Below are 17,089 nucleotides of genomic sequence, written 5' to 3'. Positions count from 1 at the left end.
GGAGAGAGTATGTATGATTAATAAGCAGTCTCCTCTACCAATTTATTATCAAATTATAGAGGATCTGAAAAATAGGATTGAACAACAGGAGTTTAATCCTGGGGATATGATTCCATCAGAGAGAGAATTATCGGAAGTTTATAACGTTAGCCGAATGACCGTTCGACAAGCGATCACGAATATGGTGAATGATGGGCACCTATATAGAGAAAGAGGAAAGGGTACCTTTGTTTCTGAACGTAAAATTGAACAACCCCTTCAAGGGATGACAGGCTTTACGGAAGATATGAAACAAAGAGGGATGACTGCTAGTAGTAAGCTACTCGTATTTAAAACGATACCCATACCACAAGATATAGCGAAAAAGCTTCTATTAGACATGGACCAACAAGTATATGAGATTAAACGAATACGTTATGCAGATCATAAACCAATGGCTGTTGAAACAACATATATTCATACAGCATTAATCCCTAACTTATCAGAAGATCTTGTTCAGGGCTCTTTATACGATTACATCGAGAACACATTAAAGTTAGAAATTGAAAAAGCTTCCCAGATGATTGAAGCCACCATTTCAGATCAGCATTTATCAAACTTATTAGATATTCCGCCTGCATCAGCTATTTTGCACATGGAACGTCATAGCTTTTTAAAAGACGGTAGAGCATTTGAAGTTGTGAAATCAGCATATAGGGCCGATCGTTATAAATTTATTAGCGATATTTATCGGACGTGAGGTGACACTAATGAGCTATTTATCAACCGTTTCAAAAATGCTTCAAGAGCTAGAGACCTCTACCCAAAATGATGTAGAAGAAGTAAGTGATCAAATGGTTAAGGTGATTAGCGATGGAGGAATCATTCATTTGTTTGGATGTGGACATTCTAATTTAATTGCTCAGGATGCCTTTTATCGAGCAGGAGGGTTAGCTCCTGTGCGTGCTATTAATCTAGAACCTTTTATGTTACACAAGGGTGCTGAGCAAGCTAGTGAAAATGAACGAAAGTCGAACATGTTAGAGGATTCCTTTCAGCATGAGGATATAAGAGAGACAGATGCACTCATTGTTATTTCAACATCTGGGCGTAACCCAGTACCCATTGACGCTGCTTTATATGGGAAGGAAAAAGGGGCCTTCATTGTTGGGCTACTCTCTAAAGAATACAAAAATAATCAAGCATCCAAACACCCCTCTGGTTATCGGTTAGAGGACGTTGTGGATCATACTCTAGAGACAAATGTTCCAGTGGGAGATGCAGTTATGAGTCATGATAATATAGATGAATCATTCTCTCCTGTATCTTCTGTTATCGCAACAGCCCTTTTACAAGAGGTATTTTCTAAAACCATCATAAAATTAAAGGAAAAGGGGATAGATCCACCTATTTTAAAAAGTGGAAATGTGGATAGTTCAGATTCAACAAATAAAACGCTGCTTAATCAGTATCGACATCGGATTTTATATTAATGCTTATAAAGTAAGAAAAGGGAAGAGCAGATAAGCTCTTCCCTTCTTTAAAGATCTATTTAGTAATAGCCTCTTCCGCCAAGTCCTGCTCCAATAATGATAAGCAAGATGAATAGCACAACAAGTAAAGCGAAACCGCCACCGTAACCTCCAGACATGTAACACACCTCCAACTCATTAAGGAAATGCTTTCTTAAATACTCTATGAAAGAATCTCAAAAATGGGAGGGCTTTTTGCAAATTTTATAACATGAAATACGTTACGATGGATAACAGCACAGACGTAATGAACATTGCGAGTAAGGGGCGAAGTGTTTTTGTGCCAATGCTCTTTAGATCGACATTTAACCCGAGTCCACTCATCGCCATGGCTAATAAAAATGTTGTGATTTGTGACACAATAGTTAAAGAGTTCTCAGGTAAAGTGATCGAATGACCAAAAACATAACTACCTAAGAAACTCATGATGATAAAGCCTAGTAAAAACCAAGGGAAAGACACGTTTGTTTCAGCATTTTGGTCTTTGTTTTTACGTTGCATCCAATATACCAGTATGAAACAGAGTGGGATCAGTAATAAAACACGACCTAACTTCGCTAACAGAGCCATAGCTAATGCATCTTCTCCGGCTGGAGCAGCAGCTAAAGCAACGTGCGCAATTTCATGAAGGCTAAGTCCAGACCAAATTCCATAGGCTTCAGCTGATATAGGTAACAGTGGACCAATTAACGTGTAAGAAATGCCGAATATCGTGCCGACAAGGGCAATGATCCCAACACTTAATGCAGTGTCCTCTTCCTCAGATTTTATAATTGGAGAAACAGCTGCAATGGCAGCAGCACCGCATACCCCCGTTCCAACAGCAAGTAACATGGAAATGGTTTTGTTCCCCTTGAACCATTTAGCTAAAAGCATGGTGACAATCAGTGCGAATATGATTGTGCAAGCTCCTCTTATAAGCAGTCCAAGCCCTTCATTGAAGACAACATCTAAATTTAATTTCAGCCCAAATAAAATAATCGCAACACGCAAAAGCTTTTTCGTAGAAAATTGAATACCAGTACGTAGTTGGTTAGGATACCCAAACAATTGTCTGTATAGGATGGCGAGTAAAATAGAGGTAGCTAATGCCCCGATATGTTGAAAGATAGGAAGTTGAATGAGCAGGAGTCCTAAAGCTGCAAAAACCGCTGTAAATAAGACACCAGAGATCCAATTCGTTGTTTGATTTAGATTCATCTGTAACACCTCTTCTACTATCAATGGTATGAGAGTGTTTGTTATAAGGGAAATAAATGATTATAATGAGTATCATAAGTAATTGCTTATGATGGAGGTGTGAGAGCTGAACACAACATTACGTGTTTTTGTCGAAGTCGTAGAACGAGGAAACTTTTCTAGAGCTGCTGAGGCTCTTTATATGACGCAACCAGCTGTAAGCCAATATATCAAAAATTTAGAGCGAGACATGGGCGTTCAGGTTTTGGACCGGAGTAACAAAGTCATAAGGTTAACAAAAGAAGGACGTATCGTGTATGAGCATGCAAAAGAGATGATCGGTCATTTTGAAACGATGCATCATTTACTACATGACTTAGAGCATGAACCTAAGGGAGAACTATCGATTGGTGCAAGCTATACATTCGGAGAATACGTTCTGCCAAGGGTGATTGCTCAACTATTGAAAGAGTATCCAGGGATTCAACCAAGTATCACCATTGGAAATACGCAAGAGATTGCTGAGGAAGTGGCAGATATGAAACTCGATATTGGAATTGTTGAGGGAGATGTAGATGATGCTCAACTTCAAGTAGAATCACTTGCGGCTGACAGAATGTGTATCATTGCTTCACATGACCATCCACTAGCTCAAGAGGAGCATGTGAAAGCCAGTCAACTTGAAGAAGAAACGTGGATTATAAGGGAGAAGGGGTCTGGTACAAGGGAAGCTACAGAAAAGCTTTTTGAACAGATGAGGATAGATCCGACTCATCGAATGGAGTTTGGAAGCACCCAAATTATTAAGGAGTCTGTAGAAGCTGGTCTGGGTGTAACGCTCCTATCATTATGGGCCATTCGGAAGGAGCTCTCTATGCACACATTAGCTACAATGGAAGTGGAAAAGGGTACACTAGACCGGGATTTTTCTATCCTATTAAAAGATAAACCCATGCATACAAGGTCTACTCTTGTTTTAAAAGAGGTGTTGAAAAGGTTTGTGAATAATCGTCATTCGTCCAAATGAACGAGTTCTTTTCTGAACATAGAATATTAAATACCGTGAGAAAACATAAATAAGGTCCAGGTTTCTACCCGTTCCTTGGCGCCCATAGGATAATGGAAACCCCAATCAAGCATATGAACGCTCCGACCCAATCATAAATATCGGGGGTTTTCTTATCGATCCCCCACCCCCATAACACAGCAAGGATAATAAATACCCCTCCGTAAGCTGCATATACTCGTCCGAATGTCGGGAAAGTTTGCAAGGTTGGGATCACTCCATAAGCTACCAGAACAATACCGCCGATCGCACCATACCAAAACGACATACCTTCACGAAGCCATAGCCATATTAAATAGCCTCCACCGATTTCTGCTAGTCCAGCCAATATAAACAAGAAAATAGCATATAGCAAGGTAACCACTCCTTTAATGTAAATAAATCATAAAGCTATATCCGCAAAAAGAATATATATTCACTAGCTTAGCATAAATTGAAGTAACCCTATAGAAATCAGTGAGGGAATTGACTTCAAGGAGGGACGAGATGGAGACGTTTTGGATTCTTTTTAACATCATCGTCATGCTTGCATTAATAGGTGTTTTAGTGCATTTTCATCGTCAAAAGGTCTCGTTTAGTAAGCGTGTATTTTTGGGGTTAGGTCTAGGTGTTTTGTTAGGTGCTATCTTGCAATGGAGTTATGGGGCAGAGTCAGAAGTCTTAGCCACCACAACAGATTGGTACAGTATTGTTGGTAGTGGCTATATTCGCTTACTGTACATGATTGTCATTCCGCTCATTATGGTTTCGATTATCCAATCAATCATTAATTTAAAAGCTTCATCTGAGCTTGGGAAAATGTCAGTCTGGATTATCGGGATATTAGTAGGGACATCTATGATTGCTGCTCTTGTTGGGGTAGGTACTTCAGTTGTGTTTGATTTAAATGCCAATCAAATTGAGGTTGGGCAAGCTGAGGAAGCGAGAGGTCAATCACTTGAACAGCGTCTAGAAGGTCTTGAAGGTATGTCGACGCCAGATAAAATTTTGCAATTTATTCCGAGGAACCCGTTTCAGGATATGACAGGAGATCGTGCGACGTCTACGATTGCGGTTGTTATTTTTTCTGTATTCATTGGTGTCGCTGTGTTAGGAGTTCGAAGGAAGAATCCAGAGCAAGCTGAGATTTTCACAAAAGGTATTAATGCCGTTTACGCTGTTGTCATGAGAATAGTGACGCTTGTTTTACGTTTAACTCCGTTCGGAATATTGGCCCTCATGGCAAATACCGTAGCCCATACAGATTTTGCAGGCATACTTGAACTCGGGAAATTTGTTCTCGCTTCGTATGTTGCTTTGGCTGTTATGTTTGTGATTCACCTTATTATGATCTCGTTATTTGGCTTAAGTCCATTTACCTTTGTGAAAAAGGTGCTTCCGGTACTAGGTTTCGCCTTCACATCCCGTTCAAGTGCTGGAACCATTCCGCTTAACGTGCAAGCGCAAAAAAATAGTCTTGGCGTTCAAGAAGGGATTGCAAATATGTCCGCATCGTTTGGAGCCACAATCGGGCAAAATGGCTGTGCGGGGATATACCCAGCCATGCTAGCGGTGATGATTGCTCCTACGGTTGGAGTGGATCCGCTTAGTTTAGACTTCATCATATCTCTTGTTTTAATTATTGGTATTAGCTCATTTGGCGTAGCGGGTGTAGGAGGGGGAGCTACATTTGCCGCTTTGATTGTGTTATCAGCTATGAATCTACCAGTTTATTTAGCTGGCCTTTTAATTACGGTAGAGCCTCTTATTGATATGGGGCGTACAGCATTGAATGTTAATGGTGCTATGACTTCTGGTACTATTACATCTAAAATCACAGGTACACTGAATCATGAAACCTTTAATAATCCATCAGCTATTGAATCGGAAACAACCAATATGTAACTTTTAAAACCTCACTGGACTATTTGTCTAGTGGGGTTTTAAGCTGAAAAGCACATCAACCAAACATCTCAAGAAGATCCAAGTTAGAGTTTTGGGTATACTTGTTTTATCAATGGATTAGAGGAGGTTTGAATGATGGGGGAAAACAAGAAAATAGGTGTTTGGTTTCGGAAGGATTTACGTTTAAGTGATCATAAAGCACTTTACTATGCATTGAAGGAAGCAGAAGAAACAGGGGCTAAAATGATGGCTTTCTTTCACATTCATCCTTCACTAAATGATTCATTTACAATTCGACATGATTATTTCTTCAACACGTTAGAGAACTTTGCAGACCAAGCTGAAGAAGATGGGATACCTGTTCATTTTATATATGGTGATCAAGAGGAAGCTTTTGAAAGCCTAATAGATAAAGCGTCCGACTTATATGCTATTTATTTCAACAAAGATGAGGTGGGGTTTGGCAAAACACGCGATGAACAGGTTCGTTCTTTTTTAGAGGAAAAGGATATACTTGTTCATAGTTTCGTAGATGCTCATATTCATGGAGCGGAAGAGGTTTGTAAAAAAGGTGGTGGATCCTATCAAGTATTTACGCCTTATTTACGCAGATGGAATTCACTTGATAAGCCAGGGATTTTTTCAATAGATAAAAGCCATCTTAAGAAACATGGGTTGGATATTAGAGAGCAATTCCAAGAGGGATATGATCAATTTTCAACCTTACTAAACAATTGCACGATGAAATGGAAGCATATTGGTGAAAAGTCAGCAAAGCAGCGATTAGCTTACTTTTTGTACAATAAAGTACAGGCTTATGAAGAGAAACGAGACTTTCCAGCATTAAATGGAACGAGTCTTATTTCTCCTTATTTGAAATGTGGCGTGTTATCACCACGCACGGTCTATCATAAAGCGATGGATGCAAAGAATGAAATTGGAGAATCAGAAGGGCTAGAAACTTATATTTCAGAGATTGCATGGCGTGATTTTTACAACATGATCTATGCTCTTTATCCAAATAGCAAGGATGAAGAAATCAGTGATAAATACAAGAAGCTATCCTGGAATCAGGATGAGGAGCTATTCCAAAAATGGAGAAATGGTGAAACAGGTTTTCCAATAGTGGATGCAGCAATGAAACAGTTAAACACCATTGGTTGGATGCATAATCGTTTGCGTATGGTTGTGGCTTCATTTCTTACAAAAGATTTACTTATGGATTGGCGTAAAGGTGAGCGTTATTTTGAAGAGCGCTTGATTGACTATGATCCTTCTTCTAATATCGGTGGGTGGCAATGGGCTGCTTCAACGGGGACAGATGCTGTGCCGTACTTCCGTGTATTTAATCCTACCAGACAGTCTAAGCGGTTTGATCCTGAGGGAACTTTTATCAAAACGTATTTACCTGCTTTACTAGATGTACCGAAAAGATATATTCATGACCCTTCTAAAATGAGTGAAGATGAACAAAGGAAGTACGGTTGCGTTATAGGGGAAGATTACCCAGAACCGGTTGTTGATCACCAAACCATGAGGAAAAAGGCTATTGCGATGTTTGAGGGGGAATGAATAGAGCTTCCATACCACATTAAATGACTTGTTCTGACATTTGTGTGATAATTAAGGATGTGAGACTAATTTTATTGGAGGGATATGATGAAACCATCACAGCAAACATTAGAGAAATATGCTGAATTGGCGGTTCAAACTGGGGTCAATTTGCAGGAAGGACAAGCGTTAGTCATTAACGCAGAAGTTCAAAACGCAGATTTTGTACGTATCGTTGCGAAAAAAGCATACGAAGCGGGTGCAAAAAATGTACACGTAAACTGGAAAGATGAAGATCTTACATACTTAAAAATGAAGAACGCATCCATGGATGTTTTAGAAAACGTACCACAATGGCTTGTAGATCAACGCATGGACTTCGTAAATGATGGCGCTTCCATTATGACGATTTATGGTCCTAACCCGGATCTACTAAAAGATATTGATTCTGAACGTATTGCTGCAGCAAACAAAGCGATGGGACAAGCGCTACGTGAGTATCAGCAAGCAGTCATGAACGATAAAGTAACATGGACAATTGTATCGGTCCCTACAGCAAATTGGGCAAAGAAAATTTTCCCTGAAGCTTCAGAAGAAGAAGCAATTGAAAAGCTTTGGGATCAAATCTTCCATATCACACGTATTGACCAAGAAGATCCAATTCAAGCTTGGGAAGAGCATAACGCAACACTACGCAAAGCCCGTGCTTACCTGAATGAAAAGCAATATAAAAAGCTTGTTTATAAAGCACCTGGTACAGACCTTTCTATCCAGTTAGTTGATAATCACATCTGGCATGGTGGAGATACAAAGTCCCAGGATGGTGTGAAATTTAATCCGAACATGCCAACAGAAGAGGTATTCACTATGCCTCATAAAGACGGTGTTAATGGCACGGTAACAAGTACGAAGCCATTAAACTATGCAGGTAACCTAATCGATAACTTCACCTTAACATTTGAAAATGGAAAAGTTGTGGACTTTAAAGCAGAAAGCGGAGAAGATACACTTAAGCATCTGCTCGATACAGATGAGGGTGCACGCCACCTTGGTGAGGTTGCTCTTGTACCACACGAATCTCCAATTTCTCAATCTGAGCTTATCTTTTATAACACGCTATACGATGAGAACGCTTCATGTCACTTAGCGCTTGGAGCGGCATACCCGACAAATGTTAAGGGCGGCTCTAGCATGGATAAGGACGAAAAAGCAAAACACGGCGTAAATGACAGTATGGTTCATGAGGACTTCATGATGGGATCTGCTGACATGGATATCGACGGCGTACTGGAAGACGGTACAACAGAGCCAATCTTCCGTAACGGGAATTGGGCAATTGACTTTGATTAAAATGAATAGCTAGAAGATAGAGAATCCCGTATCGCTGTGAGTGGTACGGGGGTTTTTGTGAGAAGGAAGTTCCTATATAAATTACATAGTATGATCTGTCACTCTGGAAACCTTGAATTCAAAAGACCCATCCACTTCTATATTCTGGTTTCGAACTAGTGTTCATTAGGGAAGAGATCTTATAGACTAAGACGAAGGAGTGAGCATTTGGTGAGTAACCAGAATCCGACAGATTGGCTAAAACGACAAATCAACGAAGTGGTGGAAGAACTTGAGTTATCACCATCTGTCTACCAGATACTAAAGAACCCAAAGCACTGTATTACGGTCTCTATCCCTCTTGAAAGAGACGATGGTAGTGTGGAGACTTTCACAGGCTATCGTTCGGTTCATAGTGATCTTCTTGGACCGGGGAAAGGCGGTATTCGTTTCCATAAAGATGTTAACGAACAAGAGGTTATTGCTTTATCCATGTGGATGACGTTAAAAACCTCTATTTTAAAGCTTCCATTCGGAGGAGCAAAAGGAGGGGTAATTGTTGACCCTCAAGAACTCTCAAGAAAGGAGCTACAGCAGTTAAGCCGCCAATATATACAAGATATTGAACCTGTTATAGGACCTCAAAAAGATATTCCAGCACCTGACGTCAATACAGATGGACGCGTTATGGGCTGGATGATGGATGAATTCTTCAAGCTACGTGGTCGTAATATTCCTGGCTTTATAACAGGGAAACCTCCAGTAGTGGGTGGCTCTGAGGGGCGCGTTGAAGCAACAGGACGTGGTGTTGTTGTAAATATTTTAGAAGCCATGAAAAAGCTCGATATGGATCCACAACAATCAACTGTGGCAATTCAAGGGTTTGGAAATGTTGGGTCGGTAACAGCTGTAACCCTTCATGAAAAAGGAGTGAAGGTAGTAGCTGCATCAGATATAGATGCTCTTGTAACGGATCCTAATGGCTTAAACGTTCCTGAAATGGTTAAATACGTTGAAGAGAACGGCTCTCTAAAAGGGTACGCTGATGATAAGAATCCTGATGATCTATTTGATGTAGAGTGTGATGTATTTATTCCATCTGCGCTTGAAAACCAGATCACAGAAAAGACAGCTCCGAAAATCAAAGCAAAAATCGTGGCTGAAGCTGCAAATGGTCCAACGACTGAAAAGGGAGATGAAATTTTAAGCGATAATGGAGTCTTCGTCATTCCAGACATTCTGTGTAATGCAGGTGGGGTTATGGTATCTGCCTTTGAATGGATGCAAAATGATTCGCACGACCATTGGGCTGAAAAAGTGGTAAACGAACGTCTAGAAAAAGATATGTCTACTGCTTTCCAAGAGGTGTACGACATGAGAAATCATATCGATAAAAGCATGCGCCATGCAGCCTTTTATCTAGCGGTAAAACGTTTAGGTGATGCCATGATCGCACGTGGCTGGATCGATGATGAAAGATAAGCTAAAAAAGTGTCTGTCCGAAAAAAAGGACAGACACTTTTTTAGGCGGTTTTATTCTTCCATTAAAGCCCCCTTATCTGGAAGACTTGGAATCGAGATAATGTGCGTATGGTTCCGTTGCTTTTGTGCAGATCGGCGGGCTGTGGAACGGGTTGCTTTCCCCGGAAGACCGATCGAGCTTCCTCGTCACTTCGTTCCTGCGGGATCTCGCTCGCCCTTTCTACCGGAGGAGTCAACCCGTTCCACAGCCCGCCTTAGCCGAATGGAGATTAACGGAACCGCCTTAGTTCTGGGATGAGGTGTTCTGTTTCCAGGTAGTATAACCCTATCATGACAAGGCTCTGAACAACTTCTCTGAATATGATTTCCAACCAACATGAGGTGGGATAGCAAAATTATGGTCCGTTAGTTTCCATAATCGCGTGGAGGGAAGGAAACGGCAAACTGTCGTGGTAGCAAAGGCAAGACGAGACCCCGCAGGAACGAGGAGGCTATACAATGGAGGTTCTACTAAAACCGCCACATCATGTGGCAACGTAGAACTACCCCACGTCGTGTGGGGCAACAACAGGCTTGCCGTTTCACTGACTGCAACAAATTACCCAACAGCAACGGACTCCTCTCAGTTTCAAGTCTTCAATAATCCTGCCAAATAATTGAATATCTTTTATTCGATCAACTTATAAATGTGTTCCAAGTTTTGTTGTTCTCCAATATCAAAGTAATTTGCAAAAGGGCATCCATGATTCTCCACTCGCTTCAATACATTCTCGATCGTAAAGTCTGTTGGAGAAAGTGACTCCGTTACTTCATCCCAATATAAAGGTGTGGCCACAGTTGCATGCTCTCTACCTCTTGGAGAATATGGTGCAATAATCGTTTTTCCTTCTGCATGTTGAACGTAATCAATGTATAAACGATTCCCACGATTCTTCTTTAAGCGTTCAATCGTAAACATAGATGGCTCTTGTTTTACTAACAAAGTAGCTAGTTTTTCAGTGAAAGCTCGTGTTTCATCGTATGTTAAGCGGTCCTTAGGAATTGGGATATGAATCTGCATACCTTTTCCACCAGAGGTTTTAACAAATGAAGTGAGCTCTAGCTTATCCAATAGGTGTTTAAATAACTGTACTGCATGTACCGCCATTTCAAAGTCATCATTGGAGGGGGGATCTAAATCAAACACAATTTCATGTGGTTTCTCCTCATGCACACGTTCAAAAGGAACATGGTATTCTAATGCTCCTTGGTTACCGAACCAAATAAGAGTCGAGAGGTTTTGACATAGCGTATAAATCTCTCCATCACGCTTAATAGATTCAACATAATCAGGTGCATAATCAGGTAAATGTTTTTGAAAGAAAGATTCCTCATGAATTCCATCTGGAAAACGAATAACCGTAAGTTTTTTGTCCTTTAGAAAAGGCATAATATAAGGTGCTATGCGTCGCATATACAAGAGAAGGTTCCGCTTTTTATACCCTGGCTTAGGCCATAAAACCTTATCGGGGTGCGTAATATTTACGTCTGGAAATTGTGCTAAATCCCATTGCTTTTTTTGTTCTGAACATTCCTCTGGTGATAAATCAAAACGAAATGAGTCAAACATCGGTTCTCTTAAATCATTTTTTTGTTGATGAAGGCATTTCACGTCTACGCAAACACTTGGTCTCAGCTTATAGATTTCACCTTTTTTTGTTCCTTTAGATGTAAAAAAGGTTCGGAGTGTTTCTCCATCCTCAGAAGAAAGTCCATGCTTACATGATCCAAGTTCCTCCAATGATTCATCCTCATAAACTCTCAAAGAAAAGTAACCATTTTCCTGATTATATGAAGAGAGAATCCCAGACAACACACGCCAATTTTTCAATTTTATCCACTTATCTGTCCGCTCTCCTTCTCTGTATTTGCTATTTAAACGCTTTGCAACGACTCCTTCTCCTAAATGAAGGTTGACTTCTTCCCATATGTCATCAAATGTTTCGTACTGAGAAACGAGTTGCAGACGATCTCCTGATGTAAAGGATAAAGATTCAAGATGTTTTCTGCGTTTTTTGAGAGTTAGCTCAAACGTATCTTTCCCTTTATGTTTGAGAATGTCAAAAGCTATAAATGTAACTGGACGCGCGTCAGATGTTTCTTGTATTCGCTTCTTGTTTCCCATTCTGTTACGTTGTTGAAGCAACGGAAAATTAGCTTGGATTTTAGTATTAAGAATGACAAGCTCTCCATCCAAAACCAAGGGTAGATCCTCGTCATATGTATCTTGGTGTTCTTCACAGAATTTCTTAATCTCAGGGAATTTAGTGGTTAAATCATTTCCATTTCGACTCACCAGTTTCACCTGATTTTTTGACCACTCTAAAAGAACACGAAATCCATCATACTTTACTTCATATACCCAATCATCACCTTTAGGAGCATCTCCTGATAATGTAGGTAACATCGGTTTCATATCATCACTCCAATTTCGCTATTAGTTTGGCAATAAAGCGCTCTTTTCATCCATGAACATAATTTTGTTATAGAACGTAAACCATAAAGAAAAAAGGAGTGGGTGAACTGTGCATACGATGTGGAAAGGCACAATCAGTTTTGGACTCGTTAATATTCCTGTTAAGCTACATTCTGCTACAGAAAATAAAGACATCAAGCTACGTCAGCTTCATAAGGAATGTAAAACCCCAATCAAATATGAGCGTACATGCCCGAATTGCGATGAAGAGGTCAAAAATGAAGAAATCGTAAAAGCTTATGAATATGCTGAAAGTAAATTTGTTGTATTAGATGATGAGGATCTTGAGAATTTGAAAAAAGAACAAGAGGATAAAGCGGTTGAGATTGTAGATTTTGTTAAGCTTGAGGAAATTGATCCGATTTATTTTGAAAAAAGCTACTTCATCTCACCGAATGAAGGAGGATCTAAGGCCTATTCATTACTTCGTAAAGCATTAAAAGATACAGGGAAGATCGGTATTGCAAAAATCATTATTCGATCCAAAGAACAACTCGCCATTGTACGTATTTATGAAAATACACTTATTATGGAGACTATTCATTACCCAGACGAAGTCCGAGACTATCAGGAGGTTCCTAATGTTCCTGAGGAAGAGGAACTCGGTAAGAAAGAACTTGATACAGCCAAAAACTTAATCGAGCAGCTTACGACAGAGTTTGAACCTGAGAACTATAAAGATGAATATCGAACGGCACTTATGGAGCTCATAGAGGCGAAGAAAAACGATGAAGAAATAACAACTGCTAAGCCTCAACCAACACCAGATAATGTTACGGACTTAATGGAAGCTCTAGAAAAATCGCTTGAGAAGACAAAAGGGAATAAAGGAGCAAGCAAAAAGAAGACTCAGAAAAAGAAGGCTACACAAAAGAAAACCGAAGACAAGGAAGATACCAAGAAGAAGACATCCTAAATGTTACAGCGTTACAATTTTTTTATAGTGGGATTACATTCTCGTAACAACACTCTCACCCCCTTCTTAGAGTTCGAACCTTTATAAGGACGAGCCTAAGGAGGGTTTTGTTATGCAACGAGAAGCGTTTTTTGATAATGCGAAATGGATCTTAATCTTTTTTGTTGTGTTTGGTCATACGATTCAACCTTTTGTAGAGAAGCATGACGCGATATATGTACTTTATCAATGGATATATACGTTTCATATGCCAGCCTTTATCTTTCTAGCTGGTTATTTTGCGAAGCCTTCAGGATCGAAAGGATATGTGTTGAAGTTAACGAAGAAGCTCCTGATTCCATATGTGATTTTCCAAAGCATTTATACAGTTTATTATTTCTTAATCGGAAAACAGGACTGGCTTCATACACCGTTTGAACCACATTGGTCATTATGGTTCTTGATCAGCTTATTATGCTGGCATATCATGTTGTATTGGTTTTATCGACTTCCGAAACATGTAGCCCTATTGATTACCGTTCAATTAGGTTTGCTTGTTGGATATATTGACGTTATTGGACATAGTTTTAGTCTGTCACGTACGTTTGTCTTCTTCCCATTCTTTTTACTGGGATATTGGTTTGGACCAGAACAACTGAAATGGTTGCGAAAAAAGAATATTCGTGCCTTTTCCCTGTTAGTGCTAGGTCTATCAGCAGCAGCGATTACGATTGCTCCTCGATTTTCAACATCTTGGTTTCTCGGTTCTAAATCCTACTTGGAAATGGGAATGCCCGAATGGGGAGGGTTTATTCGTTTAGGGGTTTACGTGATTACGATCCTGATGATGTTCAGTGTGCTTGCATGGATGCCTCGTAAAAAGGGGATTTGGACGAAGTACGGGACGAACACGTTATATGTGTATCTTCTTCACGGGTTCTTTATTCACTTTTTCAGAGAGTTTGAAGTATTTCAATTACAATCTTCATTAGATATGGCTGTGTTAGTTACTGTTGCCGCTATGATTACGTGGGGACTATCCTCACAGCCTGTTAGAAAGCTGGCATCACCTCTGATTGAATGGAAGGATAAAAGCCATTTCAGATGGAGTAAAAAGATTCGTACAGTAAAAGAATATCGACTTTAATAGGAGCGATATATCCTTTGTTGAGGGTATATCGCTAAATTTTTGTTACAGGGCTCATATATAGGGAGAATCGGATTGTACAACGATATGATTTTACATTTATTAAATTGAATGATTGACACATGGATGTAAGCGCTTTATTATAATGTGTAACGGGTTTCATATAAGCATAATTATTGAACCTGTTTTTAAATTCTTTTATATGTAACGGGTTACACATTATGAAAAAGAAAGTGGTTTTTTATGGCGACGATTAAAGACGTAGCAAAACTGGCAGAGGTATCGACAGCAACAGTTTCTCGAGTTTTAAATGAGAATGGTTATGTACATGAAGAAACGAAGAACCGGGTGGCTAAAGCGATAAAGCAATTAAATTATAAGCCCAATGATGTGGCACGTAGTCTATTTAAAGGGCGATCCAAAATGATTGCATTATTTATCCCCGATATCATGAACCCATTCTTCCCAGAACTAGCGAGAGCTGTTGAAGATATGACGAAAAATCACGATTTTACATTTATTTTGTGTAACACGGATGATGATATTGAAAAAGAAACGGCCTATATCGATGCACTTCAACAGAAGTCGGTGGATGGTTTAATTATCGTTTCAAGTACACTTACACCAGAACAGCTCCACCATATTCAAATACCAGTGGTGGCGCTTGACCGTAAATTAAACAATGGAATTGCCTCTGTAACGGTTAACAACCGCGAAGGTTCTAGACAGGCGATTCAATATTTGAAGTCCCTAGGATGTAAAAAAATCGCTCATATTGCAGGACCAGAACATGTAGATAATGCGAATGAACGCCGTAGAGGTTATTTAGATGAAGTTCAAAATGAAGATTGGTTTCGACTCAGCTTAGTTGAACATGGAGAGTATCACTATGATGGAGCTAAACAAGCTACAATCAATCTTTTAAAACGACACCCAGACATAGATGGTTTATTTGTAGGAAATGATTTGATGGCTGTAGGTGCTTTGAAGGCAGCAGAATCACTCGGAATAAACGTTCCAGCTGACCTCTCCCTAATTGCTTTTGATGGGATTACCTTAGGAGAAACGACATCTCCTTCTTTAACAACGATGGCTCAGCCTATCTATCAAATAGGAGCTAAAGCAGCTGAAATGCTTATTAAGCAAATTGAAGAAGAAAATACGATCACACAATCAGAAGAGTTTTCCGTACAGTTAATCAAACGTGAGTCCACGTCATCAAGGAGGGATGAAACATGAGTGAACGTCCAACAGTTACAGTCGTAGGTAGCATTAACATGGATCTCACCGTCTCTACTGATCAAATGCCAAACCAGGGTGAAACCGTTATTGGAAAAGAATTTGCAACGTTTCCAGGTGGGAAAGGTGCTAACCAAGCAGTAGCAGCAGCCAGGTTAGGGGCAAATGTGAATATGGTAGGTGCTATGGGAGATGATGTTTTTGGAGAGAGCTTACTGAATCAGTTAGAACAAGAAAATATTCATACAAAAACTATTCACAAATTAAAAGACGTAGCAACAGGAACGGCAACCATCATTCTTTCTGAAGGAGATAATCGTATTATTGTAGCTCCTGGTGCAAACGGAAGATTAACTCCTGAACTCATTCAACAACATGAACAGATAATTAAACAAAGTGACATCATCCTTTTACAGCTGGAGGTTCCATTAGATACGGTACAAGCTGTTGTAAAGATTGCTCAACAACATGAGGTTCCAGTGATCTTAAACCCAGCTCCATATCAATCACTCCCTGATTCTTTGATATCTGGTGTAGATTATCTCACACCAAATGAAATGGAAGCTGAAGCAATGCTTGATGATCCGAATTCTCATGTGAACAAAGAACAATTAATTGTTACAAATGGTGAAAAAGGAGTATCAACTTATAAGGATGGAGTGGAGCAAGTTATTCCGGGCTTTCCTGTAGATGTATTAGATACGACTGGGGCTGGTGATACATTTAACGGTGCACTTGCAACCCAACTAGCTAATGGCAGGCCTTTAGGTGAAGCCGTTCATTATGCAAATGCAGCTGCAGCCTTATCCATTATGAAGGTAGGAGCTCAAAGTGGAATGCCATCAGCAGAAGAAGTGAACACGTTCATGGAAGAAAGGTCTGATTGCATATGAAAAAACACGGAGTTTTAAATAGAGACATTGCAGCTATTTTGGCAAGGTTGGGTCATACAGATAAGGTCGTAATTGCTGACTGTGGTCTTCCTATCCCAGAAGAAACACCTTGTATTGACGTATCCATAAAACAAGGATATCCACGTTTTGGTACAGTGCTCGAAGCAATATTGGAAGATATGGAAGTAGAATCTATGACACTAGCAAATGAAATTAAAGCATATAATGAGTCTTTATATGAGCAGATCCGAGAGACTTACAAAGAAATCCCTATATCCTATCAAAGTCATGAAGAGCTTAAGGATGAATTAAAGCAAGCTAAAGCCATTATTAGGACAGGAGAAAACACTCCTTTTGCAAATGTCATTTTACAAGCAGGCGTAATTTTTTAGGAAAAG

16 protein-coding genes are annotated in these 17,089 nt (G+C 39.7%); 12 read left to right on the top strand and 4 right to left on the bottom strand.

Going from position 1 to position 17,089, the window contains the following annotated elements:
• The first annotated feature begins 13 nt into the window (after positions 1-13).
• Positions 14-739, top strand: a complete 726-nt coding sequence (locus tag GS400_RS18725; protein ID WP_160104246.1) for a GntR family transcriptional regulator — start codon at positions 14-16, stop codon at positions 737-739.
• Positions 740-749: 10 nt separating this feature from the next.
• Complete coding sequence (locus GS400_RS18720) at positions 750-1,472, top strand: sugar isomerase domain-containing protein (RefSeq protein WP_160104245.1); 723 nt, start codon at positions 750-752, stop codon at positions 1,470-1,472.
• Between the two features lie 59 nt (positions 1,473-1,531).
• On the opposite strand, the gene GS400_RS18715 is transcribed toward GS400_RS18720, so the two are convergent.
• Positions 1,532-1,630, bottom strand: a complete 99-nt coding sequence (locus tag GS400_RS18715; protein ID WP_160104244.1) for a YjcZ family sporulation protein — start codon at positions 1,628-1,630, stop codon at positions 1,532-1,534.
• An 85-nt stretch (positions 1,631-1,715) separates the two neighbouring features.
• A complete protein-coding gene (locus GS400_RS18710) occupies positions 1,716-2,711 on the bottom strand; it encodes a YeiH family protein (RefSeq protein WP_160104243.1) in 996 nt (331 codons plus the stop codon).
• A gap of 106 nt (positions 2,712-2,817) precedes the next feature.
• On the opposite strand from GS400_RS18710, the gene GS400_RS18705 reads away from it, so the two are divergent.
• Positions 2,818-3,717: a LysR family transcriptional regulator gene (locus GS400_RS18705; protein ID WP_160104693.1), complete on the top strand. Its 900-nt coding sequence runs from the start codon at positions 2,818-2,820 to the stop codon at positions 3,715-3,717.
• A 64-nt stretch (positions 3,718-3,781) separates the two neighbouring features.
• On the opposite strand, the gene GS400_RS18700 is transcribed toward GS400_RS18705, so the two are convergent.
• Positions 3,782-4,111, bottom strand: coding sequence for a YnfA family protein (locus GS400_RS18700; RefSeq protein WP_160104242.1), 330 nt, complete (start codon positions 4,109-4,111; stop codon positions 3,782-3,784).
• 131 nt (positions 4,112-4,242) lie between these two features.
• On the opposite strand from GS400_RS18700, the gene GS400_RS18695 reads away from it, so the two are divergent.
• The 4 genes from GS400_RS18695 (at position 4,243) to GS400_RS18680 (ending at position 10,002) form a co-directional block, all read left to right on the top strand.
• Positions 4,243-5,640, top strand: coding sequence for an L-cystine transporter (locus tag GS400_RS18695; protein ID WP_160104241.1), 1,398 nt, complete (start codon positions 4,243-4,245; stop codon positions 5,638-5,640).
• A 135-nt stretch (positions 5,641-5,775) separates the two neighbouring features.
• Positions 5,776-7,212 (top strand): cryptochrome/photolyase family protein, encoded by a 1,437-nt coding sequence (locus GS400_RS18690; RefSeq protein ID WP_160104240.1) that lies wholly within the window; start codon positions 5,776-5,778, stop codon positions 7,210-7,212.
• 87 nt (positions 7,213-7,299) lie between these two features.
• Entirely contained in the window at positions 7,300-8,541 is a 1,242-nt protein-coding gene (locus GS400_RS18685) for an aminopeptidase (RefSeq protein ID WP_160104239.1), read from the top strand.
• Positions 8,542-8,751: 210 nt separating this feature from the next.
• Positions 8,752-10,002 (top strand): Glu/Leu/Phe/Val family dehydrogenase, encoded by a 1,251-nt coding sequence (locus GS400_RS18680; RefSeq protein ID WP_236561050.1) that lies wholly within the window; start codon positions 8,752-8,754, stop codon positions 10,000-10,002.
• 667 nt (positions 10,003-10,669) lie between these two features.
• Here the strand turns inward: GS400_RS18680 and GS400_RS18675 are convergent.
• Complete coding sequence (locus GS400_RS18675; RefSeq protein ID WP_160104237.1) at positions 10,670-12,457, bottom strand: DNA ligase D; 1,788 nt, start codon at positions 12,455-12,457, stop codon at positions 10,670-10,672.
• A 109-nt stretch (positions 12,458-12,566) separates the two neighbouring features.
• Here GS400_RS18675 and GS400_RS18670 point away from each other — a divergent pair, with 109 nt between their 5' ends.
• From GS400_RS18670 to rbsD, 5 genes are all read left to right on the top strand, one after another.
• Positions 12,567-13,433, top strand: a complete 867-nt coding sequence (locus tag GS400_RS18670; RefSeq protein WP_160104236.1) for a non-homologous end joining protein Ku — start codon at positions 12,567-12,569, stop codon at positions 13,431-13,433.
• 112 nt (positions 13,434-13,545) lie between these two features.
• A complete protein-coding gene (locus GS400_RS18665) occupies positions 13,546-14,559 on the top strand; it encodes an acyltransferase family protein (RefSeq protein WP_160104235.1) in 1,014 nt (337 codons plus the stop codon).
• 243 nt (positions 14,560-14,802) lie between these two features.
• Positions 14,803-15,798, top strand: coding sequence for a LacI family DNA-binding transcriptional regulator (locus GS400_RS18660; protein ID WP_160104234.1), 996 nt, complete (start codon positions 14,803-14,805; stop codon positions 15,796-15,798).
• Positions 15,795-16,691 carry a ribokinase gene (gene rbsK, locus GS400_RS18655; RefSeq protein WP_160104233.1) on the top strand — a complete coding sequence of 299 codons (897 nt, stop codon included), beginning with the start codon at positions 15,795-15,797 and terminating at the stop codon, positions 16,689-16,691. The genes GS400_RS18660 and rbsK overlap by 4 nt, the downstream gene beginning before the upstream one ends.
• Positions 16,688-17,083, top strand: coding sequence for a D-ribose pyranase (rbsD, locus tag GS400_RS18650; RefSeq protein WP_160104232.1), 396 nt, complete (start codon positions 16,688-16,690; stop codon positions 17,081-17,083). Before rbsK ends, rbsD begins: the two co-directional genes overlap by 4 nt.
• The last annotated feature ends 6 nt before the right edge of the window (positions 17,084-17,089 follow it).

The organism is Pontibacillus sp. HMF3514 (genome assembly GCF_009858175.1).
Lineage (GTDB): Bacteria > Bacillota > Bacilli > Bacillales > BH030062 > Pontibacillus.
Note: the sequence above shows the minus strand (reverse complement) of the source record. Positions and strands in the feature narration are given on the sequence as shown.